Origin of the sequence: Paracoccus pantotrophus (genome assembly GCF_008824185.1) — a bacterium.
Lineage (GTDB): Bacteria > Pseudomonadota > Alphaproteobacteria > Rhodobacterales > Rhodobacteraceae > Paracoccus > Paracoccus pantotrophus.
In genome coordinates this window covers 1,057,136-1,082,908 of the sequence record NZ_CP044426.1, presented here as the reverse complement: position 1 = coordinate 1,082,908, position 25,773 = coordinate 1,057,136, and the positions used below count along the sequence as shown (strand labels likewise).

Here is a 25,773-nt window from a genome sequence, read left to right as displayed (position 1 = left end):
GCTATCCTCAGCGGCATGCGCACCGACGATCTTTCCCTGCCCGATAACATGGACCTGCTCAAGGCCATGGTCCGCGCCATGGCGGAGAAGACGGCCGTGCTGGAGGACGAGAATGCGGCCCTGAAGGCCCGCAGCCTCGATGCCGACGCGCGGATCAAGCGGCTGATGCAGATCCTGAAGGCCTATGACCGGGCCCGGTTCGGGCGACGCTCCGAGAAGCTTGGCACTGCTGGGGCTGGTGCTGACGAAGAGGCGCAGCAGGCCTTCGTCTTCGAGGAGATCGAGACCGGCATCTCGGCGCTGAAGTCGTAGACAGGTCAAGGCCGGACCTCGGGCGAGAAGCAGGCTCCGCGGCCGCGCAAGGGCTTTGCGCCCCATCTCGAGCGGGTCGAGGTGGTGATCGAACCCGAGAACCTGCCGGAACACGCGGGCCGAAAGAAAGTGCTGATCGGCGAAGACATCTCGGAGCGGCTGGATGTCATTCCGGCCAGGTTCCGTGTCATCGTGACCCGCCGCCCGAAATATGCGTTCAAGGACGCGGATGGCGTCGTCCAGGCGCTCGCCCCGGCCCACATCATCGAAAGCGGCCTGCCGACCGAGGCATTGCTGGCCCAGATCGCGGTCTCCAAATATGCCGATGGCCTGCCGCTGTTCCGGCAGGAAGGGATCTATGCCCGCGACCGGGTGGAGATCGACCGGCGTCTGATGGCGCAATGGATGGGCCGGGTCGGCTTCGAGCTGGAGATCCTCGCTGCGCATGTGCTGGGCGAAATCCTGAAGGGCCCGCGCGTCTTCGCCGATGAAACCAGCCTGCCGACCCTCGCGCCCGGCACCGGCGCGGTGAAAAAGGCCTGGCTCTGGGCCTATGCCCGCGACGACAGCACCTTCGGCGGCAGCGGGCCACCCATGGTGGCCTATCGCTTCGAGGACAGCCGATCCGGAGAATGCGTGCGCCGACATCTCGGCCGCTACGGCGGCATCCTCCAGGTGTCCGACAAAAGCGGTGCCACGTCGCGATGCGCGAGGATTGCCGCCATTACCTTGCGCGACATCTCGATCGTCAGCAGCCGGTCGCGGTTCTTGGTGAAGACCGTCGGGACCCAGACTGGATCATCGATCCCGAGGCCGACGAACCAGCGAAACAACAGGTTATACTGCATCTGTTCCATCAGTTGCCGCTCGGAGCGGATCGAGAACAGGATTTGCAGCAGACTGGCCCGGATCAGACGTTCAGGTGCGATCGAGGGGCGACCGCCCATGGCATAAATCCGATCGAACTCACCATCGAGGCTGACGAGCGCGTCATTCACCACCTGTTGGATCTTGCGCAACGGATGCCGGGCAGGGATACGCTGCTCAAGATCAACATAGCTGAAAAGCGAACCGCTCGCCTCGTCCGATCCCCGCATCCACTTTCCCTCTCGTCTTGCAGGAACCGTGAATCATGTTCTGCGTCCAGCGTCGACCCCGGCGTTTTTCAGCAACGTGTTAAACCCGCTGTCCACGAAACCGGCAGCAGCTCAGCCTACAATTTCGCACGCAGGCTGAAGACCCTCGGTGGCCTGACCCCGAGATATGGGCGAAAGTTGGTGACGCTTGATCAGGCGGCAGCTTGAATGTGGCGGACGCCGTCGCGGAACTCAACCCCGCTAATGACCTCGGGCAGGCGGTTCCGACCGTCTAGCTTTCGCCATTTCTTCTGCGCCGACATCATCAGCCGGAAGGCCATGGCGAGCCCGGTCTTTCGGCTCAGGCAGCCCTTGGTTCGCCGGGTGCGGTGCCGGACGGTGGCGAAGGTGCTCTCGATCGGGTTTGACGTCCGGTGACGATTCCGCTGTGGTGCTGCGGGAAATCGATCCTGGACTGGGTTGGCAAACGCTGTTGCGGGCATTCTTCGTGGGCAGTCAGCCAGGCTCGCAAGTTCGGCGTCGACCGGGTTCGTGCTGATCCAGTGGGTGACCGATACACTCGCTCGATCTCGAAGGCTGCCTACTTCCGGGCTGTTGGCTTTGACGGGCCCTCTTTCGCCGGCTCTGCGCGCAACCAGGAAGCCGCCCCGGAACGCTTGGGTATGTGGAAAGCGCGCGTGCCATGGCGCACACCCTCACCAACTGGCCTGGTTTTGCTCCGCCGCCATGGCCGACTTTTGCGCCGCCGTTGACAAATTACGAGGCGAGCTGGATCGGGCACTATGGGTCGTACGCCGGGACCCCGACTAGCTGAGGAGCGTCCGGGGCTCTGTCTGCCCGATTTGCTTTAACTGGCGCTGCGCTCTTGCTGCGGGGTCTGGGCGAGGAAAAGCAGGTCGAGGAATTTTGCGAACAGCGGAAACACGGCATGCCCGCTGTCAGGGCTGGCCTTGGGTGGCCAGCGGCGGGCCGTTGCCGGCGTCGGAGACGAGGGCGGGCTTGCGCCTTGTGAACAGCCGGTCGCGCGAATGGGTCAGGTGATCGCGCATCAGGTCGCGCGCGCGGGCACCGTCCTGCAGCCGGATCGCCTCGAAGATCCCCGCATGCTCGTCGAAGACCCGCGCCAGCCCGCTGGCCTCGCGCTTGACCGAGGCGCCGTGGAAGCGCATTCCGACGGCGATATGGTCCTTCAGCGCCTCCATCGCGATCGAGAAATAGCTGTTCTCGGACGCGATCGCGATGGCCAGGTGGAACTGGAAATCGGCATCCTCGCGGTGGCTCTGGCGGTTGGTGGCGTCGCGCATCAGCTCCAGCGCGGCGGCGATCCGTTCCAGCGCGGCGTCGTCGCGCCGCTCGGCCGCGCAGGCGGCGGCGGCGGGTTCCAGCGTCAGGCGGAACTCATAGCAGCTGAGCAGGTCCGAGACGTTTTCCAGCGGCCCGAAGCCGAGCGGCTGCTTCAACCCGATGGTGCGCACGAAACTGCCCGCGCCCTGGCGCGAATAGATCAGGCCGCGCTCGCGCAGCTTTTTCAGCGCATCGCGGATCACGGGGCGCGAGACCTCGAATTCGGCGGCCAGGTCATGTTCGGTCGGCAGTCTTTCGTCGGGGCGATAAGAGCCCGACTTGATCGCCCGTTCCATCCGTTCGAAGACGATCTCGCTGAGGGATTTCCGCGCCCGCTTTTCCGGCTCCGCCATCAGTTCTGCCCCCGAAACATCTCCAGCAAGGTGGCGAGGGTATCGGCCGCGCCGAAGCCCCCGGATTTGGCGATGATGCTGATTTCGCCCCCATATGCCACAGCTAACCCAGGCAGGCATTCGCCCGCAAGCCGCAGCGAGGTGATGCCCATATGCGCCAGCACCGCCTCGGCAGTCGCGCCGCCGGACAAGAGCAGCGCCTGCCGACCGGCGGTAAGCCGGGGATGGACGCTGCGGGCCAGGGCTTCGGCGACCTGCGATCCGGTTCGCGTGGCCTGCCCCGCCACTGCCTGCACCAGCAGATGCGGCGCGGTGGCGTCTGGTACCGCTTCGCCCGCGGGGGCGGGCAGGACCGCCGCCAGTCCCGAGGCCTGCACCTGTCGTGCCTGTTCCACCGTGATCGGATCGCGAGAGCCGATGACCAGCAGGCTGCGCGCGGCGCGCGGCAGGACCGGCGTGGCTGCGGGCTGCCCGGTCATGCGGATCGCCAGCGCCTCGGCCAGCCCGCGCGCGCCGACCAGCAGGTCGCCCGGTTGCGTCCTGTCCAGCGCGGCGGCCAACTCAGTGGCGCTGGTCACGTCGGGGATGACGGCGCGGCCGGCCAGCGGGCCAAGGGCTTCGGCGATGGAAAGGGGCCGGGCGACGCCGTAGCCCCCGACATGGCCGGCCTGCGTGATCCGCCCGAAATCGGGAATGGCGGGGGCGACCAGCATCCGCGCCGGGTCCAGCACCGCGAGTTCGGCGGCGACATGCCCCTTCAGCCGCGAATCGATCTTCTTCAGGACTGGCACGCCTGCGGGCAGCGCCGCCACGACCTGCGCCATCGCCTTGCGCGCCGCGTCCTTGGTGCCATCGCGCGAGCGGGTGCTGACCGCCATCACCTGCGCGCCGCTTGCCGCGACCGAGGCCACCGCCTCGGGCGACAGCGCGACCTGGACTGCCAGCCCGCGCCCGGCGAAGGGCGCGGCGCTGTCCAGCGCGCCGGTCAGGTCGTCGGCGATGATGCACAGCTTCATCGGCGCGCGCCCTAGAAAGCGGCGCGATAGATGGCCAGAACCTCCTTGGGCGTCATGTCGCGGGGGTTGTTGTCCATCAGGCGGCGGATGGCATGGGCGTCACTGGCGAAGCGGGGCAGCTGGTCCTCGGTCGCGCCATGCGCGGACAGCCGCATCTCGACCCCCAGATCCGCGCAGAAGGCATGGGCGCGGGTCAGAAGATCGCCTTCGCCAAGTCCCAGGGCGGCCACGATCTCGGCGGTCTTGGCCTGGGCCACGGGTTCGTTGAAGGCCAGCACATGCGGGAAGATGATCGCATTGGCCAGCCCGTGCGGCAGGTGCAGCAGCGTGCCAAGCGGATAGGACAGCGCATGTCCCGCCGCGGTGTTGACCGGGCCAAGGCAGATGCCGCCGTAGAAGGATGCCAGCATCATCCCCTCGCGCGCCTCGGTGTCGGAACCGTCGCGGACGGCGCGTGCAAGGTAGCGGCCGACGAGGCCGATCCCCATGCGGGCGAAGCCGTCGATCACCGGATGGGCGTTGCGGTTGGTGAAGGCCTCGACGCAATGGGCCATCGCGTCGATCCCAGTCGCGGCCGTCACCGCAGGCGGGACCGAGAAGGTCAGCTCGGGGTCCAGCACCGCCAGGTCGGCGATCAGATGCGGGCTTTCCACCGCGATCTTGTTGCCCTTGCCGGGATCGGTGATCAGCGCGCGGATGCCCGCCTCGGACCCGGTGCCCGCCGTGGTCGCGACCTGCACAAGGCCGGAGCGGCGCCCCGAGACCCGGTTCGGGCCGGCGACATCGGCCAGCGACTGCTCGCCGTCCCACATCGCCGCGACCAACTTGGCCACGTCCATGACCGAGCCGCCGCCAAGCCCGATCACCAGGTCGGGCCGGGCCTCGCGCGCGGCGGCGATGGCGGCGTCGAAGGTCGCGATGTCGGGCTCGCCCGGAATGGCGTCGAAGACCGAGACCTGGCCCGCAAGCCCCAGCCTGTCCGCGAAACCGGCGGTATGCGGGCTGGCGATGACCAGGACATTCCGCGCGTCATGCGCCCATGCGCCGGTGCGGGCCGAGGCGCCCGCACCGATTTCCAGCCGTTTCGGCTGATGCAGGGTGATGATGCGGCTCATGCTCATGCCTTGCTCTCCAATTCGTCCATGACGGCCCAGACCTTCGCGGCCTCGCCCTCGGAGAGGGGCGAGAAGGGTGGGTGCACGTTCATCCAGCCCATGTCGCCGCGGCGCCGGGCCAGCATGGTCTTGACGGTGGGAAGCTGGGTGTAGCTGTTGGTCAGGTTGCGCCACGCGACGATCACGTCCTGCGCGGCCTTCACCTCGGCGGCCTTCGCCGGGTCGTTCCAATGGTCGTAAACCACCCGCAATTCCCGCGCGACGAGGTTGGAACTGGCGGTGATGCAGCCCGCGCCGCCGCCTTGCAGGACCGGCAGCAGCAGCGGATCGGCCCCGGCCAGCACGGCGAAACCGGGGAAGCGGGCGGCCATCGCGTGCATGTTCTCGATCTTGCCGTCGCTGTCCTTGATGCCGATGACGGTATCGGGGAAGGCCTCGACCAGCATCGCGATCAATTCATGGCTGATCGGTACGCCGGTCAGCATCGGGATGTGGTAGAGGATCACCTTCAGCCGATCATCCGCGACCTTTTCGATGATCGAGGCATAGAAGCGGAACAGGCTTTCATCGCTGAAGGCAGTGTAATAGAAGGGCGGCAGCAGCACCACGCCCTTGACGCCCGCCTGCACCGCGTGGCGGGTCAGCTCGACCGCATCCGTCACCGCGCAGGACGAGGTGCCGGGCAGCATCTGGTCGGGCCGGGTGCCGCCGGCGATCGCGGCTTCCAGCAGGTCCATGCGCTCGCGCACGGAGAAGCTGTTCGCCTCGCCGGTCGAGCCCAGCATGGCGATGCCGTGGCAGCCTTCCTCGATCAGTGCCTTGGCATGGGCGCCGAACAGGGGCAGGTCGGGGGTGCCGTCGGCTTTCAGGGGCGTGGCGGCGGCGCAATAGACGCCCTCGATGGCGAAGCTCATCTCGATCCTCCGGAAACCAGTTTGCGGGCATAGGCGATGGCGGAATTCATGTTGCCGTGATCGGCGACGCCCTGGCCCGCGATGTCGAAGGCGGTGCCGTGATCGACCGAGGTGCGGTCGATGGGCAACTCGACCGAGACGTTCACCGCCGTGTCGAAAGCCACCAGCTTGATCGGGATATGGCCCTGGTCGTGATACTGCGCGACCACCAGGTCGAATGCGCCGGAATAGGCGCGGTGGAACACGGTATCGGCCGAGATCGGGCCGTAGGCGTCGATCCCCTCGGCGCGGGCGGCGGCGATGGCGGGGGCGATCTGGTCGGCGTCCTCGGTCCCGAACAGCCCGTTCTCGCCGCAATGGGGGTTGATCCCGGCGACCGCGATGCGTGGCGCACTGACGCCGATGCGCTTCAGATGGGCGTTGCCCGCGCGGATCGTGGCCAGCACCCGCTCGGTCGTGGCGCGGGCGATGGCGTCCTTCAGCGAAACATGGGTCGAGACATGGATGACCTTCAGCCGCTCGGACGCCAGCAGCATATAGGCGGCCTCGGCCCCTGTCAGGCTGCGCAACATGCCGGTATGGCCGTCATAGTGATGGCCGGCGGCGTTCAGCGCCTCCTTGTTGATGGGCGCGGTGACGATGCAGCCGATCCGGCCGGCCTGCGCGTCCTGGACGGCGCGTTCGATGAAGCGGAAGGCCGCGTCGCCCGCGACCGGGGACAGTTGCCCCCAGGGCAGGGGGGCGCCGTCATAGTCGATGTTCACCACCCGCTCGGCCAGGTCCAGCTCGATGCCTGCGACCGCCTTCGCGGCCTCCAGAGTGGCGCGGTTGCCATAGATCAGCGTCCGCGCCCGGTCCTCGGGCGACATGTCGGCCAGCGCCCTGACGCTGATCTCGGGGCCGACGCCGGCGGGGTCGCCCATGGTGATGCCGATGATGTCGCTCATGTCAGAGCCTCCGAAAGGCGGCTTTCCCAGCCAGGTTGCAGTTGCAGGTATTTGATGGCGCGGCGGTGGTAGGTATAGGCGAGGTGCAGGGTGCCGTCCGGGCCCTCCAGCAGCCAGGGATAGGACATTTCCTTGTTGCGCCCGTCGGTGGAATCGTTCGAGGTGCAGGTGCCCGGCCCGTCCTCGACCAGGTAACGCCGCGGGAAGGTTCGCCCGCCGTCGCTGGAGATGCAGATCGTCACCGGCGCGCGCGGTACGCCCCAGATCGGGGTGCAGCCGCCTGCGGGATCGGCGTCCGGGCGGTCGTCCTCCTCGCCCAGCTCGTCATACAGCGAGGCGCGGCGGTCGGGCGACATCGCGGCATTGACCGGGTTGCAGATCATCGCGATCCGCCCGTCGCGCAGGGTGATGGCGGCGATCGAGGAATTGTTGTTCGGCACGTCCGTCGCCACCGGCGCGGCCCAGCTGTGCCCGCCATCCGCGCTGTCCGAGCGGTGGACGAAATCGGACTGGCGGCGGCGATAGAAGGCGGCCATGCGCCCTTCGCCCAGATCGACCGGGCTCATATGGACCGAGCCGACAGAGTCCGGCACGTCCTCCAGCCGCCAGCTTTGCCCGCCATCCATCGAGACGCCCATCGCGGCGGTGTCGTGGCTGCCGTTCCATTTCCGGCCGGGGCGCTGAACGCAGCGGAAGATCGGCAGCAGCCAGGCGCCGTCGTCGCGCAGCCGGACCGGGGCGCGCACGAAACAGCCGCGCGGCAGGTCGAGGAAGCGCCCCTCCTCGGCGGTGATCGCCACCCCGTCGCGGTTGAGCGCCGCCATGCGGATGCGGCACTGGTCCTGATTGCCCGAGGGTTGCGAGGTGTGGAACAGCCACAGCCCGCCATCGGGTGCAGCGAAGATCACCGGGTTCTGTTCCGAGTGATCGGGATCGTGGCTGAGCCTTTGCGCGGGTCCCCACGCATCCGCGCCGGGCAGCAGCACCGAGGCATGGATCGAGATGTCCGACTTGCCCTCCAGCGTGCCGCCGAACCAGGCACAGATCAGCGCGCCGTCATCGGCCAGCGACAGGAATGCGGCATGATTCTGCACCATGGGCGAGGGCAGGAATGCCTGCTGCATCCCCTCCGCGGCGCTGGTCAGGCGCCCGTCCATGCGCTGCGCGATATCCTCTGGTCGCATATGCTCCTCCTGCGTCGAATTGACGGGAAGACAGCGCATAACGAAAGCAGTTGTCAAGTTGAAAGATTAAAAACTGAATGAATGCGTTGCGCGTTGTGTAAATTAATTAAGTAAAAACAGTTATATAAATGCGAGCATCATGAGGCCGTGATCTTCTGGGGATTTTTTATTGACAAAATTGATGGCCTGTCCGATGGTTCGGCAACCGTGCTGGAGGGGTGTCGGCGCGGGTTTTCGGAGGGGGCATGGCCTGGACGGTTGCACGAGGCGGGACAGCGATGCTGGCGGTCGGGCTGGCGGCGATGGGTGCCGCGCTTTCTGCCGTCGATGCCGCCATCGTGCGGCAGCTGGACGGCGGCGTTCATCCGATGATGATTGCCTTCACCCGCGCCCTGTTCGGCGCGCTGGCGGTTCTGCCGATGGCGGTGATGCGGCCCTCGGTGCTGGAATCGGCCTATCCGCTGCGCCAGCATCTGATCCGTGCGGCGCTGAAGCTGGTCGCACTGGTCGCATTCTTTGCCGCCTTCGCGCAGGGACCGCTGACGGATGTGACGGCCATCGCCTTCACCTCGCCGATCTTCGTGGTGCTTGGCGCATCGCTGATGCTGGGCGAAAGGCTGGGCGGGTTGAAGATCCTGGCCGTCGCCACCGGCTTTTGCGGGGCGTTCCTGGTGGCCGGACCGGCCGGTGCCGGCCTGACGCCGGCGATCGGCTTCGCGCTGATCGGGGCCGTGGTGCAGGCGGTGATCCAGCTGATGCTGAAAAGCATGTCCTCGGGCGACCGGACGGCGACGCTGGTGATCTGGAACCTGCTGCTGACCGTCCCGCTGGCCTTCCTGCTGGCGCTGCCATTCCTGACCATGCCGAGCGCCGGACAGCTGGGCCTGCTGGCATTGCAAGGCGTTCTGGGCGCAGGCTGCATGGCGCTGATGACCCATGCCTTCAGCCTGGCCGATGCGTCCATCGTCGCGCCGGTCGATTTCCTGCGGCTGCCGCTGGTCGCCGTGCTGGGCTATCTGCTGTTTTCGGAAGTGGCGAAGCCCTCGGTCTGGATCGGCGGCGTGCTGATCTGCCTTGCGGCCCTGATCGCGTCCCGCGCCTCGCGCCGCGCAAGAGCCGTCGAATGAATTGATCCGATATCCACGGGAGGAACGAATGATCAAAAGATCCTTGATATGGGGGACGCTTGCCGTCGCGACGATGCTGACCCCGGCTTTCGCGCAGGACAGCACCGTCCGCATCGTGCTGAACGAGGAGGTGGACCTGCTGGAGCCCTGCATGTCCACGCGCTCGAATATCGGGCGGGTGACGCTTCAGAACATCAACGAGACGCTGGCCTTCCTGGACCTGCGCGAGGGCGGTGGGTTGCAGCCGAAGCTGGCCGAAAGCTGGGAACAGCTGGAGGACGGTTCCTGGCGCTTCCACCTGCGGCAGGGCGTGACCTTTTCCGATGGGACGGGTTTCGACGCGCGTGACGTGAAGCATTCCTTCGACCGGGCGATGGACCCCTCGATCACCTGCGAGGTGCCGCGCTATTTCGGCGGCATGACCATCGAGGCCGAGGTGGTGGACGACCATACCATCGACTTCAAGGCCGATCCCCAGCAGCCGATCCTGCCCCTGCTGCTGACCCTGATCTCGATCGTGCCCGAGGAAACGCCGATCGAATTCGTGCGCGAGCCCATCGGCACCGGCCCCTATACCCTGACCGAATGGACGCCGGGCCAGCGCATCGTGCTGAGCCAGCGCGACGATTACTGGGGCGAGATGCCCGCGGTGACCGGGGCGACCTATCTGTTCCGGGCCGATCCTGCGGTTCGCGCGGCGATGGTGGCGACGGGCGAGGCCGACATTTCGCCCTCGATCGCGGCGCTGGACGCGACCAATCCGGCGACCGATTTTTCCTATCTGGACAGCGAGACGGTCTATGGCCGGCTGGATCACTCGGTCGCGCCCTTCGACGACCTGCGGGTGCGCAAGGCGCTGAACCTGGCCATCGACCGCGAGGCCTTCATCGGCACGCTGGTCCCCGAGGGCGCGCTGCTGGCCAGCGCCGTCTATCCGCCCCCCACGCTTGGCTGGAACGAGAGCGTCGAGGTCTGGCCCTACGACCCCGAGGAGGCCGCGCGCCTGCTGGAGGAAGCCAAGGCCGACGGCGTCGCCGTCGATACGCCGATCACTCTGATCGGCCGCACCGCGAATTTCCCCAACAACGTGGAAATCCTGGAGGCGGTCCAGCAGATGCTGCAAGAGGCGGGCTTCACCGTCGAGCTGCAATTCTACGAAGTGGCCGAGTTCGAGAAGCTTTACTCCAAGCCTTACCCGGAAGGCCGCGGGCCGATGGTGGTCGTCGCCATGCATGACAACTCGCGCGGCGATCCGTCCTTCTCGATGTATTTCAAATATGCCTCGGACGGGCGGCAGTCGGGGATCAGCGATCCCAAGGTCGACGATCTGATCAACCGCGCGCAGGCCGCGACCGGGGACGAGCGCGAGGCGCTGTGGAAGGAGCTTCACGCCTATCTGCACGACGAGGTGGTGGCCGACCTGCTGCTGTTCCACATGGTCGGCTTCAGCCGCGTGAACGAGCGCCTGGACTGGAAGCCGACGATGGCGACGAATTCGCAGCTTCCGCTGGCGGATATCGCCTTCAAGTGACCTGACAGCCGGGCGGGGGCCATCCCCGCCCAAACGACCGGAGCCTTCGGCCATGATGAGTTTCATACGCAAACGCGCCTTCGCCAGCCTGATCTCGCTGATCCTGCTGGTCGTCGCCGTTTTCTTCCTGTCGCGGCTGACGGGCGATCCGGCGGCGCTCTACCTGCCCTCGGAAGCCTCCGAGGAGATGCGCCGGCAGTTCCGCGAGATACACGGGCTGAACGATCCGCTGCTGGTGCAGTTCGGTCGCTATGTCTGGGACCTGCTGCATCTGGATTTCGGCGATTCCGTGCGCCGCGCGCGCCCGGCCTTCGAGGTGGTCAGCGAGGCCTTCCTGTGGACGCTGCAACTGGCCGTCATCACCATGACGCTGGTGACGGGGGCGGCCATCGTCGTCGGCTCTCTGGCGGCGTTCCGGGTGGGCGGGTTCTTCGACCGCATCGCCTCGCTGACCTCGCTGATCGGGGCCTCGGCGCCGGATTTCTGGGTGGCCATCGTCGCCATCGTGGTCTTTTCCGTGGGGCTGGGCTGGCTGCCGACCTCGGGGACGGGCAGCCTCTGGCACTGGATTCTGCCCATCGGGGTGCTGTTCATCCGCCCCTTCGGGCTGATCGTGCAGGTGGTGCGCGGCTCGATGATCAACGCGCTGTCCTCGGCCTATGTGAAGACCGCGCGGGCCAAGGGCGTGAGGACGCGCCCGATCATCTTCGTCCACGCGCTGCGCAACGCCATGCTGCCGGTCATCACCGTGATCGGCGATCAGGCGGCGGCGCTGCTGAACGGCGCGGTGGTGATCGAGACGATCTTCGGCTTTCCCGGCGTCGGCAAGCTGATGATCGATTCCATCCTGCAACGCGATTTCAACGTCGTGCTGGCGGCGATCATGGTCACCGCCATCGCCATCTTCATCATGAACCTGCTGATCGACCTGGCTTATGCGCTGCTCGATCCGCGCATCCGGTATTGAGCCATGACCAGCATCGACATCATTCCCGACGAGCCGAAGCCGCTGGTCCGTTTCGCCCGCATGCTCTGGGCCGACAAGTTCGCGCTGGCGGCGGTGCTGTTCCTGACGCTGGTGCTGGTCCTCGCGCTGATCGGCCCCTCGTGGCTGGGCGAGGTGGCGCAAAAGCAGAACCTGCGCGGGCGCAACGCGCCGCCCTTCGAGTGGGAACGCGGCTGGCTGTGGATCCTGGGCGCGGATGCGCTTGGCCGCCCGCTGCTGGCGCGGATCATCGTCGCGACCCAGAACACGATGATGGTGGCCGGGGGCGCGGTGTTCTTCTCGGCCCTGATCGGGACGGTGCTGGGGCTGGTCGCGGGCTATGCCGGGCCGCGCACCGGGCAGGTGATCATGCGGCTGGCCGATGTGATCATGTCGTTTCCGTCGCTGCTGCTGGCGGTGGTGGTGCTGTATATCCTGGGGCCGTCGATCCTGAACCTGGTGATCGTGCTGGCGATCACCCGCATCCCGGTCTATCTGCGCACCACCCGCGCCGAGGTGCTGGAGGTGCGCGAGCGGATGTTCGTGCAGGCCGCCAAGGTGATGGGCGCCTCGTCCCGGCGGATCGTCTTCCGCCATATCCTGCCGGTGGTGCTGCCGACGCTGATGACCATCGCCACGCTGGATTTCGCCTTCGTTATGCTGGCGGAAAGCTCTCTGTCCTTCCTCGGCATCGGCATCCAGCCGCCGGAAATCACCTGGGGGCTGATGATCAGCCAGGGGCGGCAATATCTGACGACCGCGTGGTGGCTGTCCTTCTGGCCGGGCCTTGCGATCATCCTGACCACGCTGTCGTTGAACCTGCTGTCGGGCTGGATGCGCATCGCGCTGGACCCGACCCAACGCTGGCGGCTTGAAATGAGGGGGCGCAGGAATGGCTGAGCCGATGTTGCAGGTGAAAGACCTGTCGGTCGAGTTTCACACGGCGGCCGGCACCGTCCGCGCGGTCAGGAATGTCAGCTTCGATCTGGACCGGGGCGAGACGCTGGCGATCCTGGGCGAAAGCGGCTCGGGCAAGTCCGTGTCGTCCTCGGCGATCATGGACCTGATCGACATGCCGCCGGGCAGGATCACCAGCGGCCAGATCATCTTCGAGGGCCGCGACCTGCTGAAGCTGAGCGCCTCGGAACGCCGCAAGGTCAACGGCCACAAGATCGCGATGATCTTCCAGGACCCGCTGAGCCATCTGAACCCGGTCTATACCGTCGGCTGGCAGATCGTCGAGACGATGACCACCCACGGCATGGCCCGGTCGAAGGCGCGGGCCGAGGCCTTGCAGCTGTTGGGCCGCGTCGGCATCCCGGACCCCGAGGGCTCGATGGGGAAATATCCGCATCAGTTCTCGGGCGGGCAGCGCCAGCGGCTGATGATCGCGATGGCCTTGGCGCTGAAGCCCGACCTGCTGATCGCGGACGAGCCCACCACCGCGCTGGACGTGACCGTTCAGGCCGAGGTCCTGGCCCTGTTGGAGGAATTGCAGCAGGAAACCGGCATGGGCGTGCTGATCATCACCCACGACCTTGGCGTCGTGGCCGAGATCGCCGACCGCGTCGTGGTGATGAATGCGGGCGAGGTGGTCGAGACCGGCGACACGCGGCAGGTCTATCGCAACCCCGCCCATCCCTATACCCGCAAGCTGATCGGTGCGGCGCCTGGCAAGGGCGCGATGCACGACCCGCTGCCGCCCGCCGAGCCGGTGCTGTCGGTGCGCAATGCGCGCAAGGTCTATGGCGATTTCGCCGCCGTCGAGGATGTCTCCTTCGACCTGATGGCGGGCGAGACCCTGGCCATCGTCGGCGAAAGCGGCTCGGGCAAATCGACCGTGGCCAAGATGCTGCTGCGGCTGGAGGAGCCAACTGGCGGCCAGGCCCTGTGGAAGGGCCAGGACCTGTTTTCCATGCCGGAACGCCAGCTGTTCGCGCTGCGCCGCGACTTGCAGATGGTGTTCCAGGACCCGACGCAAAGCCTCAACCCGCGCATGACCGTCTGGCAGCTGATCACCGAGGGCTGGGTCATCCATCCCGGCATCCTGCCCCGGTCGAAATGGAAGGCCCGCGTGGCCGAATTGCTGCATCAGGTCGGGCTGAAGCCCGAGATGGCCGGGCGCTATCCGCACCAGTTCTCGGGCGGGCAGCGCCAGCGCATCGCCATCGCCCGCGCGTTGGCGCTGGAGCCGGAACTGATCATCTGCGACGAGGCGGTCTCGGCGCTGGACGTGTCGGTCCAGGCGCAGGTGATCGAGCTGCTGGACGGGCTGCGCAAGTCCCTGGGCATCGCCTTCATCTTCATTGCCCATGACCTGCCGGTGGTGCGCGACTTCGCCGATCACGTCATGGTGATGCAGAAGGGCAGGGTGGTCGAGGCAGGCACCGTGCGCCAGATCTTCGACAACCCGCGCCAACCCTATACGCAGGCGCTGCTGGCGGCGGGACTGGACCCCGACCCGGATGTGCAGGCCGAACGCCGGGCCGCGCGCCTGGCGATGGCGGCAGGCTGAAAGGTCGCGCGGAACGGCTTACTCGGGCCGTTTGACCTGATCGGCATCGTCCCGATGCCCAGTGCGGATATGCTACGCGGCAAGTTTTGGCACCTGCTGTTCGACCAATCGCAAGTATCGTTGGTTGCATGCCCTGGAGCGGAACCTACGCCAGAATACGCTAAACTACGATAAGCCCCGTTGTCAGGGGATGAACCGTGCCAAGTTTGTGGTGAGGGTCAAAGATAGGCGGGATCGCTGAAGCGCCGCCCTTGGCGTCATTCCGATACCACGTCCGTCCCGGTTGAAAGCAGCCGGGCAAAATGCAATGTGGGAAGGGTCCGCCTGAAAAAGGCCTGCTCATGCCCGATTCCAAATCCAGGACGCTACTGGCCGATCAGCATTTCTTTCTGTCGCCTCAGTTGAGCGAAGGCCAGAGTTCGGACGACGATATCGATCTGAACATCATCGCCAGCACCTATCGCTCGATCATCGATGAGCATGCTTTCGATGAGATGGTGGCGAGTTGGGAAGCCAAGCTCGCATCGTCCGGCGGAGATGCCGAGCATCCCAAAGTCTCCAAGGGGCTGTTCAGCCAGTTGCTGACCTTCCGCAACACCTTGGAAAAGCTGGACGTCCCGACCGAGAACGACCCGCTGAAACTGGCGGTTTCCGAAGTGCCGGGACCGGCGACTGTGCTGTCTCCAAACGGCAATGTCGCGGTCATCAACATTGCGGGCGAACGCGCGTTCGGCAAGCGCCAGGGCGCGTTCATGGACGCTGCAGTCATCGCGCCGAATTCTCTGGAGGACTATCGTGCCCTGTTGCGTGCCGCCACCGGTCAGGGCAACGCGGCGCAAGCAATCCTGACGATCCTGCCGGCCACCGAGGGCTATGGCGAATCCTTCCTGGCCGAGGGCTACCTGATCCGCGTGCCGGGCCAGAGCGGCGCCCATATCGCCATCCGTTCCCTGGAAATCGCCTGGGGGCCGCGGATCGCCGAGCGCTTGCAACAGGCCTTCGGCCTGACGCAGGCCGAATCCGAGGTCGCGCATCTGTTCTTTCGTCTGCGCAACCTCGAATCGATCGCGATAGAGCGAGGCGTGTCGCTGCTGACGGTGCGCACCCAGATCAAGACGATCATGGCCAAGATGGGCGCCCCCTCGAATATCGACCTGATGCGCCTGCTGGCCATGATCGCCAGCCGTGAACATGTCGGGCTTCGGGGCGAAGCCCCTGTCTGGCACGATCCCCTGGGCCGCGAAAAGCTGATCGAGATGCCCGATGGCCGCAAGATCGCCTGGACCTGGATGGGCGCGAAGCGGGGCATCCCCGTGGTCATGCTGCGGGGATTGCCGATGACCTATCTGCTGCCGGGCGATGGAGAGGCCCGGCTGCGCGACGCGGGCATCTGCCTCTATGTTCCGTCGCGACCCGGTCACGGGAACAGCACCATGGACTCCTCGCTTGATGTGATGAGCGACAATCTTGTCGCATTGCGGGTCTTTCTCGACCAGGTCATCGGCCGCCCTTGCCTTGGCGTCGGATTGGCCAGCGGCACCTTGCCTCTGGTCGTCGAAGCGGTGGCAAATCCCACGCGCTTCCACGGGATACTGGCAGTCGGTTTCTCGTCCGGGATCGACCCTTCGGGAGTCCAGCGCTTGCCGCAGATTCAACGCATCATGCTGCAACTCGCAGACAGTGCGCCATGGGTCGCCGAACTGATGGCCAAATCGGGACACCGGATGATGCGCCAGCACGGCCTGGACTGGTATCTGGAACGCGCCTTCCGCCATACGCCGCTGAACCAGCAAACGGTGCGCAACCCCGATTGGACGGCATTGATCCGGAACGCCTGTGAACATCTGCTGAAACAGGGCCACGCGACCTTTGTTCGGGAGTTGCAGCTTTCACGCCACCGCATGGACACCGCGCTGCGCGAGTTGCTCATACCCATGCGATATCTGGCGCCCACCGAAGATCCCGGCATCGATCTGGCTGCGTGCAGGCAGTTGGAAAGGATCAATCCCCTGATCACCGTCGAGCCCGTCACCGATGCGGCCGAGTTGGTTTTTTATCAGCGCAATGACCTCATTCTGGATCGCATCATCGCCGCGGCACACCGAAACTGAGCTGCATACACCATTCGGCGTATGACAACGCGGTTCGCCATCCTCTAGAGCGACCGCGCAGGGCGCACGGTTGGTGCGTAATAAATTGTTCAGCTTGGATATTGAGCGCCAGACCGATCTTTGGGCTGACGGCTTTGCAATGCAAGGAGGGATTGATGAGCGACGCAACCATCATGCGGCCGCCCCGCCGGGCCCCGGAATACGTGGCCAATCCAGACATGGCAGCCTTCACCATCGGGCAGATCGCCCTTGTTAGGTTGAGGGAAGATGGCGTGCTTTCCGTCGAGACGCTACACAGGCATCTGGCAAGGATCGCCTCTGGGCAAGGTGACGCTGTCGCTGCGCGGGTAACCGCCGATATGGCCCTCGGGGCGCTTCGTTACATCGAAAACTCCCTGAGGAATCAGGCTGCCTGAACAAGCCGGCAGCACCGGGTTTTCGGGCCATTTTCTCCGTCTTAGTTTTTGGAATATCGTCACTTCTTCCCATCGGCAGGGAATGCGGTTTGCAATGCATCATTCTGAGCCATGTTTCGACCCGCTTAGCAGAGAAGGGTAAGCTGCGGCTGCAGCCCCCCGAGGCTGGCGCTTCTCGGGATCGGGTTCCCTGGTCGCGATCCTCGCTTCGAGCGCGGTGGTCTGCGCCTGCGCCTGCGTCTCGGCGATGGCGGTCTCCTGGTCTTCCAGCGCTAGTTACAGCTGCGCCGGATCCAGCTTCTCCGATTTAGGCCCGAACTTCGTGTGCCGGTAATCCTGAACCTGGCCTTCCAGCCGTTCGATCAGGGCCTTCAATTCGATGATGAAGGTGTCCTTCTCGACCACCGCCGCCTGCTCGTGCTGGCGGGCCGCCCGTTCGACCGATAGCTCGAACTGCATCGCCGCAAATGCCCTCCTTACCTCGGAAGGCAGATCGGGAAACAAGCTGAGATCGATAGGCTGCGACATATGCCTCCCTATCCGATCCGGACCGGAAAGCCCATTAAAACAAGTCAAAATATACCCGACGGATCACCCCGCCGCAGTCGGTCTCGCAACGCGCCGCGCAACCGGCCGCGCCACCAGCCCCTCAAACAGAGCTTCCGCCTGCACGGCTTCGCCATTCCAAAAGATGGTGGTGGGGCTGCCCGTCATGACGCCGTGTTACAGCCGCCACCGTCGCCCCAGGTTTGAAAGTCTTTGCGACAATCCGCGCCTTCACATCGTCAGGCCAATGCCGGTTGCTCCGTCGAGCCTCCCCAACCTCGAACTGCCCAACAAATCCATCTCCGCCATTCCGACACCCTTCTGAAACTTCAGAAGAAAAATCGCCCCTCAGCCGCAGGTCGGAAACCGCAAATCTGAATGGGACGCAAAGGACGGATACCCAGAAAGCTGCTTCTGATCTCCTTCACCGACACCGTCCGTCCTGTCCCAAGCCGCATTTCTAGGGTCAGGATTCATAACCAATAGATGACGAGAGCCGCGAGGGCGATGGCTGAGAGGAACACCTTGGGGCATCGGTCATAGCGGGTCGCGACGCGCCTCCAGTCCTTGAGCCTGCCGAACATGATCTCGATGCGGTTACGCCGCTTGTATCTCCGCTTATCGTATTTGATCGGCGTCTTGCGTTTCTTCCGGCCTGGGATGCAGGCACGTATCCCCTTGTCCTGCAACGCTTCTCTGAACCAGTCAGCGTCATAGCCACGATCCCCGAGTAGCCATTTGACGTTTGGCAGACCACTCAGCAGGGCCCGAGCGCCGATATAATCGCTGACCTGTCCAGCGGTGACGAACAGGTCGATCGGTCGCCCCTGACTGTCGCAGATGGCGTGCAGCTTGGTGTTCATACCGCCTTTGGTTCGACCGATCAGGCGACCACGCCCCCCTTTTTGGCGGCCATGCTGGTCGCCGTTCGATGGGCCTTGAGGTATGTTGCGTCGATCATCACGGTCGTTTTCTCGCCGTGTTCCGCCGCCAGCCCGGCCATCATCCGCGCGAAGATGCCCTTTTCGCTCCAACGCTTCCACCGGCTGTAGAGCGTCTTATGTGGGCCATACGCGGCGGGCGCATCGCGCCAACGCAAGCCATTGCGATTGATGAAAATAATCCCGCTCAGCACCCGTCTGTCTTCAACCCGGGGCTTCCCGTGCGACCTGGGAAAGAAGGGAGCCAGGCGCGCCATCTGCGCGTCGGTCAGCCAGAAGAGATCGCTCATGTCACCGCTCCGTTTTCGGAGGCGTGAATCACGCAGCGCAACAGAAATCAATGCATCCTGACCCCAGGGATGGTGGTGAGCCTTCGGCTGACGCCACTTCCTTCATGCCATGTACGCAATTCCTGATCGAGCTCTCCGATCTCTTCAGTCAGCTCCGCCATTCGCCGGATCAGAATTTCGAGGGCCCGGTGGGCGTAGGTAGGCAGAACCTCATCGGTGAAGGCTTGATCCGCCAGTTTCACCAGATTGGCGACACCCGGGTTGGCGACGAATCCGAACTCGGCCAAGTGAGCACGCAATGCGTTTGCTGCCATCGTACGCTGGCGCACAAGCAGCGCTCTGGTGCGATGCGCCATCAAAATGCCCTGCTGTTCGACGGTCTTGACCGGCACGAACCGCATCGTCGGACGTTGCACGGCCTCGCAGATAGCCTCGGCATCCAGGGCGTCACTCTTACCCCGCTTCACATATCCCTTGACATAAGAAGGCGGCATTATCCGAACCTCATGCCCCATGGCGATGAGCGTCCGTGCCCAATAGTGCGCCGTTCCACATGCCTCCACTCCGATCAGGCATGGTGCGAGTTTGGAGAAGAAGGGTATCATCTGCTTGCGATGCAGCTTCTTCACCAGAACGGTATTACCGGCGTCATCCACGCCGTGAGCCTGGAAGACACTCTTCGCAAGATCGAGGCCCATTGTTCGTATGTGCATTTCGATGCTCCTTCCCAGTTCCATTCTTTCTCAGCACAATACACGCGGCTGCGCGGCCGACGGCGTCCACATCATCAAGATGCTTGCTGGGAAGGAGGCCGGCATCTTTTGACAGCACCTCTATCCAATGATCTTCGTGAGCGCGTGGTCGGTGCGATCGAGGCCGACGAGAGCTGCCGGTCGGCTGCGACCCGCTTTGCCGTTTCCTCGGCGGTGAAGTGGCACCAGCGCTACCGGGCGACCGGTTCGGTTGCGCCAGGCAAGATGGGTGGGCGTCGCAAGCGCGTACTGGAGCCACACCGGGCGTTCATCGTGCAGCGCATCAACCAGACATCGCATCTGACGCTGCATGGCTTGAAGGATGAACTGGCGGCGCGCGGGGTGAAGGTATCGCACGACACGGTGTGGAAGTTCCTGCGCCGCGAGGGGCTCCGGTTCAAAAAAAACGCTGTTCGCCCTTGAGCAGGCCCGCGCCGACATCGCGCGGCGGCGACGGCGCTGGCGGTCCTTTCAGGCCGATCTCGATCCACGGCGGCTGGTGTTCATCGATGAGACGTGGATCAAGACCAACATGGCCCCCCTGCGTGGCTGGGGGCAGAAGGGCAAGCGCCTGCGCGGCTTCTCCCCGCACGGCCACTGGCGCACCCGGACCTTCCTCGGCGCGCTGCGCTGCGACAGGCTCACGGCACCTTGCGTGTTCGACGGGCCGATCAACGGCCAGTGCTTCCGCGCCTATGTCGAGCAACAGCTTGTCCCCGTGCTCGAACCCGGCGACATCGTCGTCATGGACAATCTCGGCTCCCACAAATCGGCCGCCATCAAACAGAGGATCCGGGCAGCCGGTGCCAGGCTCTGGTATCTGCCGCCCTACTCGCCCGATCTCAATCCCATCGAGCAGGCCTTCGCCAAGATCAAGCACTGGATGCGAGCCGCCCAGAAGCGCACCATCGAGGATACCTGGCGCCACGTCGGACATCTCGTCTCGACAATCCAACCAACCGAATGCAGCAATTATCTCGAAAGCGCAGGATACGCTTCCGTCAAAACCTGAAACGCTCTAGATTTCTACTGCCAAGGAATGTCGGCATCGGTAGTTGCGTGCCCCCGCAACCACCGCTGTCATAATTCGCTGATAATCAATATATAACAGTATATTAGGTGAATTTTGGCCAGCGCTTCTCCATATTGGGCAGGACGAGCCAAAGGTTAACGCCTCTACCCCGGTTGCGAGCGGACTGTTCTATCGTTGCCTTTCCAATGCTCACTAATGCAGTTGCGGGCCGCGAGGAATCGCTGCGTGTAACTGTCGGGCGGAACAGTTCTGCCACCGCCTTTCGGGCAGCACGATCTGCCGGATATTGGAACGCTCGCGGATCACTCCGGATAGGTGCCTCTGATGATGCAGAGGGCCCCGACATTGCGCATGATCGTCGCGCGGTTGAGCAAGTCGTGCCGAGGGCGGGCATCACTTGATCACCTCGCTCGGGGTTATGCCATCCTGCCCGCGACAGGAGGCGTATCGAGAGTGGGCTATGTGCCCGTCTGCCATGCTGACATCGCGCCGCCCGACCTTTTGGCGGCAGCTTCCAGGCCTTCCGGCACGAGATAGTCGGCCTCGTTCAGGACGAAGCTTGGCCGCAGGGCGAAATCGGCACGGGGCGGAGCGAAGATATCGACCAGCCGAGCCGTGCCCTCGCCCACATCCTGCGTCGTATGGATGGCGGGGGGTGGGATGATCGCGACCGAGGGGCTGGTGCAGGCGATATGCTCGTCCGCTTGCCAGCGTGTCGAGTCGCTGCCCCAAGGATAGCGGATGTGGTGGATGAAATGTCCCTGTAGCCCCAGCGACGCCTGCTCGAAATCCTCATGCCAATGTGGGCTGAGCGAGGCGGGATCGCGCCGGTCGTGCCAGGGTGCGAAGACGTTCACCATCAGGTTGGTGCGGCGAAACACCCTTGGCTGGATGCGTGGACCATCGGCCGTGAGATGGCGTGCAAGATCATAGACCCGAATGCGGAACCCGTCGGGCGGGGCAGGCCAGTCGCAAAGCGGAGCCACGTCGCTGTCGGGCCGGCCGGCATAATCCCCCGCGTTCACCGCCAGCGCCGCCAGATCCGTGGCGCGCGAGGTGAAGAAGCGGACGATGCGCCCGCCCTTGGGCAGATGGATGGCTGATGCGGCGGGCGGCATGATGGCAAGGATTTCGTCTGCGCAGGGGATGTGCTGCTTGCCGGCTGTGAGGAGAGCCTCGGTTCCGTCGGGCAGAAGGGCCATGTATTCGTCGGGCTGTCCCTGCCGCGCCAGCACCGCGCCCGGCTGCGCCTCGGTGACGGCGATCACCAGGTTCACGCCGCGGGTGATCCATGTGCGGCTGCCGCCCCGCTCGACCAGGTCGGGATCGTCGCGGTAGTGATGCGCGCAGAAGGCGCGGCGGCTTACGGGCAGGGGCATCGTTCAGCCCTCGGCCAGATCGCCGGGCACCAGCGCCACCGGGAAGTTCTGGTAGCTGACGGGGCGCAGGAATCGTCGGATCGACAGGGTGCAGGATCTGCTGAAAGCGCAGCCGGATGGTGAAATAGATCCCGACGGCCAGCAGGCCGTAGATCAGGACATATCCCCAGAAGATCGTGTTCAGAAAGCCGATAACTGTCGTCACCTTGGATTCTCCGGTTCGGGCGGAATGGATGCGGTTGACGCCTGTCCGGAAAGACTAGCCCGTGTCTGAAGGCTGGGCAATTCCAATGGCTTTCGGACCGCCTGCTCTCCGGCCTTGCCGCTCCCGCGACGTCTCGGCCCCCGGCTCCCGGTTTTTTGCGGGGCGGTTTTCGCGGGCCTGGCTGGCGGCGGTGGCGGGCGGATCTGTTCTTCCGGTGCCGGCGCCGTCTTGATATGGGGCCGATTCCCGCCTAGCACCCGGCCGGAGCAGAAAGGCGGAACATGTCTGACAAGGATTTCGAGCCGCGGCACCTGGAGACGCTGGACCGCGATCTCGGCCGCTTCGCGCATATCGAGGCGGCCACGGCCTATATCGCCCGGCCGCTGGTGGCGCCGGGGATCGGCCTGGTCTTCGTCATCCTGGCCGGGCTGGCCGCGGCGGTGCTGCTGGGGCAGAGCGGCGAGACGCTGATCGTGGTCACGGCGGCGGTGTTCGGCGCCTATATGGCGCTCAATATCGGCGCCAATGACGTGGCCAACAACATGGGCCCGGCGGTGGGGGCCAATGCGCTCAGCATGGGCGGGGCCATCGTGATCGCGGCGGTCTTCGAAAGCGCCGGCGCGCTGATCGCCGGGGCCGACGTGGTCTCGACCGTGGCCAAGGGCATCGTCGCGCCCGAGGCGCTGGACACGTCCGCGACCTTCGTCTGGGCGATGATGGCGGCGCTGCTGGCCTCGGCGCTGTGGGTGAACCTGGCGACCTGGATCGGGGCGCCGGTCTCGACCACGCATGCCGTGGTGGGCGGGGTCATGGGCGCGGGCATGGCCGGGGCCGGCCTCGGCGCGGTCAGCTGGGAGCAGATGGCGGCGATCGCGGCCAGCTGGGTGGTCTCGCCGCTGCTGGGCGGCGTGGTGGCGGCGGGCTTTCTGTGGTTCATCAAGAGCCGCATCATCTATCGCGAGGACAAGATCGCGGCGGCCCGGATCTGGGTGCCGGTTCTGGTCGGCATCATGGCGGGCACCTTTGCCGCCTATCTGGTGATGAAGGGGCTCAGGCAGCTGGTCGATATCTCGATGGGGGCGGCGCTGCTTCTGGGCCTTCTGGTGGGGCTGGGCTGCTGGCTGGCGATGATCCCGGTGACGCGGCGGCAGTCCGCGGGGCTGGAGAACCGCAACAAGTCGCTGAAGGTGCTGTTCGGCATCCCGCTGGTCGCCTCGGCGGCGCTGCTGAGCTTTGCGCATGGCGCCAATGACGTGGCCAATGCGGTCGGCCCGCTGGCGGCCATCGTGCAGGCGGTGCAGACCGGCGATTTCAGCGGCGAGGTGACCATTCCGCTGTGGGTGATGCTGATCGGCGCCTTCGGGATCAGCTTCGGGCTGAGCCTGTTCGGGCCCAGGCTGATCCGCATGGTCGGCAGCGAGATCACCCGGCTCAACCCGATGCGGGCCTATTGCGTGGCGCTGTCGGCGGCGATCACGGTCATCCTGGCCAGCGCGCTGGGGCTGCCGGTCAGCTCGACCCATATCGCGGTGGGCGCGATCTTCGGCGTGGGCTTTTTCCGCGAATGGGATGCCGAGCGGCGGCTGAGGCAGGCCCGCATGGCCGTTCCCCGGCCCGCCGACCTGCCCGCCGCCGATCTGCCCCCCGACGAGCGCCGGCGCCGCAAGCTGGTGCGCCGGCTGCACGTGCTGACCATCGCCGCCGCCTGGGTCGTCACCGTCCCCGCCGCGGCAATGCTCTCGGCCATCCTCTTCCTCGTCCTGCGCCAGATCGCAGCCTGATACCCCCGACAACAAAGACCAATCAGCAGAAGAACAGAAAGGGGCAGCGCAGGGAAAGGCGGTCCGCGCAGGGCCGGCCGGCGGTCCGGTCGGCCCCGGGTTTCGGCCCGGCGATGCGTCAGGACCGCTCGCTTGCCTTCCATTCCTCCCAGCTGGGCTGGCCCTTCATGAAAGCCTCGATCTGCTGGCGGTTGGCCTCCAGCCGGGGATCGTGGCGCAGGTAGAACCGGGTCTCGCGCGCGATCAGGCCCGACAGGATCAGCAGGCCGATCAGGTTCGGAATCGCCATGAGCCCGTTCATCACGTCCGAGAAGTTCCAGACCACGCCCAGCTGCACCGTGCAGCCCAGCAGCACAACCAGCGAGAACAGGATGCGGAAGGGCAGGACGCCGCGATGGCCGACCAGCCGTTCCAGGTTGCGCTCGCCGTAATAGGCCCAGCCCAGGATGGTCGAATAGGCGAACAGCACCAGCCCGACGGTGACGATCCAGTGCCCCCATTGCCCCGGCAACCCGTGGCTGAAGGCCTCTGCCGTCATGATCGAGGCCGAGATCTGCGACCCGGTCTGCGGATCGACCTGCTTCCAGACGCCGGTGGTGATGATGACGAGCCCGGTGCAGGACACCACGATGATCGTGTCGATGAAGGTCTGGGTCATCGATACCAGCCCCTGCCGCACCGGATGCGTGGTCTGCGCCGAAGCCGCGGCGATGGCGGCCGAGCCCATGCCGGATTCGTTCGAGAAGATGCCGCGCGCGACGCCGAACTGCACCGCGATCATGATCGTCGAGCCCAGGAAGCCGCCGGTCGCGGCCGTGCCGGTGAAGGCCTGCGAAAAGATCTCGGCCAGGGCGGCGGGCAGCGCCTGGATGTTGACCAGCAGGATGTAGAGCGCGCCCAGCACGTAGAACAGGATCATCGCCGGCACCAGACCGGCGGTCACGCGGCCGATGGACTTGATGCCGCCGACCAGCACCACCAGCGTCAGGCCGGCCAGCACGATGCCGGTGATCCAGGTCGGGATCAGGAAGCTGCGCTCGAGGTTCGAGGCGATCGAATTGCCTTGGGTCATGTTGCCGATGCCGAAACAGGCGCAGACGGCAAAGATGGCAAAGCACAGCGCCAGAGCCCTGCCGAAGCCGTTCGGGATGCCGCGCTCGAGGTAGTATTGCGGGCCGCCGTTCTTCTCGCCGACCTCGTCGGTGGTGCGGAAGCGCACGCCCAGGAAGGCCTCGGCATATTTCGAGGCCATGCCCAGGATCGCCGTGACCCACATCCAGAACAGCGCGCCGGGTCCACCGGCGGCGATGGCCGTCGCCACGCCGACGATATTGCCGGTGCCGACGGTGGCGGCCATGGCGGTGGTCAGCGCCTGGAATTGCGAGATGTCGCCTTCGGCGTCGTCATCCTTGCGCTTCAGCAAGCCCAGGCGCAGGGCTGCGCCCAGCCGGACAAGCTGGATGCCCCGCAGGCGGATCGTCAGGTAAAGCCCGGTGCCCAGCAGCAGGGGGATAAGCAGATACGGCCCCCAGACGATCCCGCCGATCCTTCCCAAGACTTCTTCTATCCGTTCGAGTCCCATCAATCCCGTCTCTTGTTGTTGCAATGGCCCGCAAACGGCGGGGCCGGGCGCGAAATGTCAAGCCCGGCGACCGCAAGACGGTCCGCGGCAGGCGACCCCGAGCGGAGGCCCGCGCAAGAGGATACATCCCGCGGAACTGGCACTCCGCCCGAGGGCCGAGGCGAAAGCCCCCGCGCGTGCCGGTCGGGGATGGCAGGGCGCGGGAGGGCGCGCTTCGAAGACATTGCCGAAGGAAACCCGGCGCATGGCATGGTCCGGTGGCAAGCAAGGCCTGGGGCGGGGCGAGGGCCTTGGTGG

General features: G+C 65.4%; 21 protein-coding genes and 4 pseudogenes. 11 read left to right on the top strand and 14 right to left on the bottom strand.

Going from position 1 to position 25,773, the window contains the following annotated elements; all coding sequences use genetic code 11:
- Positions 1–15 precede the first annotated feature (15 nt).
- Positions 16–1,026, top strand: a pseudogene (gene tnpC, locus ESD82_RS15810) (IS66 family transposase); the annotation flags it as partial.
- Here tnpC and ESD82_RS15805 read toward each other — a convergent pair.
- From ESD82_RS15805 to ESD82_RS15770, 8 genes and pseudogenes are all read right to left on the bottom strand, one after another.
- Positions 990–1,409: pseudogene (locus ESD82_RS15805) on the bottom strand (transposase); the annotation flags it as partial. The pseudogenes tnpC and ESD82_RS15805 overlap by 37 nt on opposite strands.
- A 191-nt stretch (positions 1,410–1,600) precedes the next feature.
- Positions 1,601–1,822 (bottom strand): annotated as a pseudogene (locus ESD82_RS15800) (IS256 family transposase); the annotation flags it as partial.
- 525 nt (positions 1,823–2,347) lie between these two features.
- Positions 2,348–3,106, bottom strand: coding sequence for a FadR/GntR family transcriptional regulator (locus ESD82_RS15795; protein ID WP_010397930.1), 759 nt, complete (start codon positions 3,104–3,106; stop codon positions 2,348–2,350).
- A complete protein-coding gene (locus ESD82_RS15790) occupies positions 3,106–4,122 on the bottom strand; it encodes a four-carbon acid sugar kinase family protein (protein ID WP_028714566.1) in 1,017 nt (338 codons plus the stop codon). Before ESD82_RS15790 ends, ESD82_RS15795 begins: the two co-directional genes overlap by 1 nt.
- Before the next feature lie 11 nt (positions 4,123–4,133).
- Positions 4,134–5,243, bottom strand: a complete 1,110-nt coding sequence (locus ESD82_RS15785; protein ID WP_176224566.1) for an iron-containing alcohol dehydrogenase — start codon at positions 5,241–5,243, stop codon at positions 4,134–4,136.
- Complete coding sequence (locus ESD82_RS15780; protein WP_028714568.1) at positions 5,240–6,151, bottom strand: dihydrodipicolinate synthase family protein; 912 nt, start codon at positions 6,149–6,151, stop codon at positions 5,240–5,242. The genes ESD82_RS15785 and ESD82_RS15780 overlap by 4 nt, the downstream gene beginning before the upstream one ends.
- Entirely contained in the window at positions 6,148–7,098 is a 951-nt protein-coding gene (pdxA, locus tag ESD82_RS15775; protein ID WP_028714569.1) for a 4-hydroxythreonine-4-phosphate dehydrogenase PdxA, read from the bottom strand. Before pdxA ends, ESD82_RS15780 begins: the two co-directional genes overlap by 4 nt.
- Entirely contained in the window at positions 7,095–8,282 is a 1,188-nt protein-coding gene (locus ESD82_RS15770; RefSeq protein ID WP_028714570.1) for a sialidase family protein, read from the bottom strand. The genes pdxA and ESD82_RS15770 overlap by 4 nt, the downstream gene beginning before the upstream one ends.
- A 245-nt stretch (positions 8,283–8,527) precedes the next feature.
- Here ESD82_RS15770 and ESD82_RS15765 point away from each other — a divergent pair, with 245 nt between their 5' ends.
- The 7 genes from ESD82_RS15765 (at position 8,528) to ESD82_RS15735 (ending at position 16,967) form a co-directional block, all read left to right on the top strand.
- Entirely contained in the window at positions 8,528–9,409 is an 882-nt protein-coding gene (locus tag ESD82_RS15765) for a DMT family transporter (protein ID WP_230376507.1), read from the top strand.
- Positions 9,410–9,437: 28 nt separating this feature from the next.
- Positions 9,438–10,940 (top strand): ABC transporter substrate-binding protein, encoded by a 1,503-nt coding sequence (locus tag ESD82_RS15760; RefSeq protein WP_147427940.1) that lies wholly within the window; start codon positions 9,438–9,440, stop codon positions 10,938–10,940.
- A 52-nt stretch (positions 10,941–10,992) separates the two neighbouring features.
- Positions 10,993–11,907: an ABC transporter permease gene (locus ESD82_RS15755; RefSeq protein WP_028714573.1), complete on the top strand. Its 915-nt coding sequence runs from the start codon at positions 10,993–10,995 to the stop codon at positions 11,905–11,907.
- Between the two features lie 3 nt (positions 11,908–11,910).
- Positions 11,911–12,825 (top strand): ABC transporter permease, encoded by a 915-nt coding sequence (locus ESD82_RS15750; protein WP_028714574.1) that lies wholly within the window; start codon positions 11,911–11,913, stop codon positions 12,823–12,825.
- On the top strand, positions 12,818–14,440 hold the full coding sequence (locus tag ESD82_RS15745) for an ABC transporter ATP-binding protein (RefSeq protein ID WP_147427941.1): 1,623 nt from the start codon (positions 12,818–12,820) through the stop codon (positions 14,438–14,440). The genes ESD82_RS15750 and ESD82_RS15745 overlap by 8 nt, the downstream gene beginning before the upstream one ends.
- Before the next feature lie 341 nt (positions 14,441–14,781).
- Entirely contained in the window at positions 14,782–16,551 is a 1,770-nt protein-coding gene (locus tag ESD82_RS15740) for an alpha/beta fold hydrolase (RefSeq protein ID WP_028714576.1), read from the top strand.
- 155 nt (positions 16,552–16,706) lie between these two features.
- The gene (locus tag ESD82_RS15735) at positions 16,707–16,967 is read left to right on the top strand and encodes a hypothetical protein (RefSeq protein WP_036714651.1); all 261 of its coding nucleotides are present in this window, start codon (positions 16,707–16,709) and stop codon (positions 16,965–16,967) included.
- A gap of 147 nt (positions 16,968–17,114) precedes the next feature.
- Here the strand turns inward: ESD82_RS15735 and ESD82_RS15730 are convergent.
- From ESD82_RS15730 to ESD82_RS15715, 4 genes and pseudogenes are all read right to left on the bottom strand, one after another.
- Positions 17,115–17,495: pseudogene (locus ESD82_RS15730) on the bottom strand (transposase domain-containing protein); the annotation flags it as partial.
- Positions 17,496–17,616: 121 nt separating this feature from the next.
- Positions 17,617–17,748 carry a transposase gene (locus tag ESD82_RS22635; RefSeq protein ID WP_198019401.1) on the bottom strand — a complete coding sequence of 44 codons (132 nt, stop codon included), beginning with the start codon at positions 17,746–17,748 and terminating at the stop codon, positions 17,617–17,619.
- A gap of 238 nt (positions 17,749–17,986) precedes the next feature.
- A protein-coding gene (locus tag ESD82_RS15720) for an IS5-like element ISPso2 family transposase (RefSeq protein WP_147427942.1) occupies positions 17,987–18,744 on the bottom strand; the annotation gives its coding sequence in 2 pieces (ribosomal slippage) (positions 17,987–18,420 and positions 18,420–18,744; 759 coding nt in all).
- Positions 18,745–18,791: 47 nt separating this feature from the next.
- The gene (locus ESD82_RS15715; protein ID WP_147427943.1) at positions 18,792–19,457 is read right to left on the bottom strand and encodes an IS110 family RNA-guided transposase; all 666 of its coding nucleotides are present in this window, start codon (positions 19,455–19,457) and stop codon (positions 18,792–18,794) included.
- A gap of 108 nt (positions 19,458–19,565) precedes the next feature.
- Between ESD82_RS15715 and ESD82_RS15710 the strand changes: the two genes are divergently transcribed.
- A protein-coding gene (locus ESD82_RS15710; RefSeq protein ID WP_147427944.1) for an IS630 family transposase occupies positions 19,566–20,508 on the top strand; the annotation gives its coding sequence in 2 pieces (ribosomal slippage) (positions 19,566–19,895 and positions 19,897–20,508; 942 coding nt in all).
- Positions 20,509–20,987: 479 nt separating this feature from the next.
- Here ESD82_RS15710 and ESD82_RS21845 read toward each other — a convergent pair.
- Positions 20,988–21,908, bottom strand: coding sequence for a cupin domain-containing protein (locus ESD82_RS21845; RefSeq protein WP_167521754.1), 921 nt, complete (start codon positions 21,906–21,908; stop codon positions 20,988–20,990).
- A gap of 88 nt (positions 21,909–21,996) precedes the next feature.
- On the opposite strand from ESD82_RS21845, the gene ESD82_RS22000 reads away from it, so the two are divergent.
- Positions 21,997–22,182, top strand: a complete 186-nt coding sequence (locus tag ESD82_RS22000) for a hypothetical protein (RefSeq protein ID WP_208852081.1) — start codon at positions 21,997–21,999, stop codon at positions 22,180–22,182.
- 212 nt (positions 22,183–22,394) lie between these two features.
- Positions 22,395–23,894 (top strand): inorganic phosphate transporter, encoded by a 1,500-nt coding sequence (locus ESD82_RS15695; protein ID WP_147427946.1) that lies wholly within the window; start codon positions 22,395–22,397, stop codon positions 23,892–23,894.
- A gap of 118 nt (positions 23,895–24,012) precedes the next feature.
- Here the strand turns inward: ESD82_RS15695 and ESD82_RS15690 are convergent, their stop codons facing one another.
- Complete coding sequence (locus ESD82_RS15690; protein ID WP_231486722.1) at positions 24,013–25,449, bottom strand: alanine/glycine:cation symporter family protein; 1,437 nt, start codon at positions 25,447–25,449, stop codon at positions 24,013–24,015.
- Between the last annotated feature and the right edge of the window lie 324 nt (positions 25,450–25,773).

Coding starts and splice junctions, on each gene's coding strand:
- ESD82_RS15755 (WP_028714573.1), top strand. CDS start 10,993: ATGATGAGTTTCATACGCAAACGCGCCTTCGCCAGCCTGATCTCGCTG.
- ESD82_RS15735 (WP_036714651.1), top strand. CDS start 16,707: ATGAGCGACGCAACCATCATGCGGCCGCCCCGCCGGGCCCCGGAATAC.
- ESD82_RS15715 (WP_147427943.1), bottom strand. CDS start 19,457: ATGCACATACGAACAATGGGCCTCGATCTTGCGAAGAGTGTCTTCCAG.
- pdxA (WP_028714569.1), bottom strand. CDS start 7,098: ATGAGCGACATCATCGGCATCACCATGGGCGACCCCGCCGGCGTCGGC.
- ESD82_RS15765 (WP_230376507.1), top strand. CDS start 8,528: ATGGCCTGGACGGTTGCACGAGGCGGGACAGCGATGCTGGCGGTCGGG.
- ESD82_RS15695 (WP_147427946.1), top strand. CDS start 22,395: ATGTCTGACAAGGATTTCGAGCCGCGGCACCTGGAGACGCTGGACCGC.
- ESD82_RS15740 (WP_028714576.1), top strand. CDS start 14,782: ATGCCCGATTCCAAATCCAGGACGCTACTGGCCGATCAGCATTTCTTT.
- ESD82_RS15770 (WP_028714570.1), bottom strand. CDS start 8,282: ATGCGACCAGAGGATATCGCGCAGCGCATGGACGGGCGCCTGACCAGC.
- ESD82_RS15790 (WP_028714566.1), bottom strand. CDS start 4,122: ATGAAGCTGTGCATCATCGCCGACGACCTGACCGGCGCGCTGGACAGC.
- ESD82_RS15750 (WP_028714574.1), top strand. CDS start 11,911: ATGACCAGCATCGACATCATTCCCGACGAGCCGAAGCCGCTGGTCCGT.
- ESD82_RS15745 (WP_147427941.1), top strand. CDS start 12,818: ATGGCTGAGCCGATGTTGCAGGTGAAAGACCTGTCGGTCGAGTTTCAC.
- ESD82_RS15785 (WP_176224566.1), bottom strand. CDS start 5,243: ATGAGCATGAGCCGCATCATCACCCTGCATCAGCCGAAACGGCTGGAA.
- ESD82_RS15795 (WP_010397930.1), bottom strand. CDS start 3,106: ATGGCGGAGCCGGAAAAGCGGGCGCGGAAATCCCTCAGCGAGATCGTC.
- ESD82_RS21845 (WP_167521754.1), bottom strand. CDS start 21,908: ATGCCCCTGCCCGTAAGCCGCCGCGCCTTCTGCGCGCATCACTACCGC.
- ESD82_RS15780 (WP_028714568.1), bottom strand. CDS start 6,151: ATGAGCTTCGCCATCGAGGGCGTCTATTGCGCCGCCGCCACGCCCCTG.
- ESD82_RS15760 (WP_147427940.1), top strand. CDS start 9,438: ATGATCAAAAGATCCTTGATATGGGGGACGCTTGCCGTCGCGACGATG.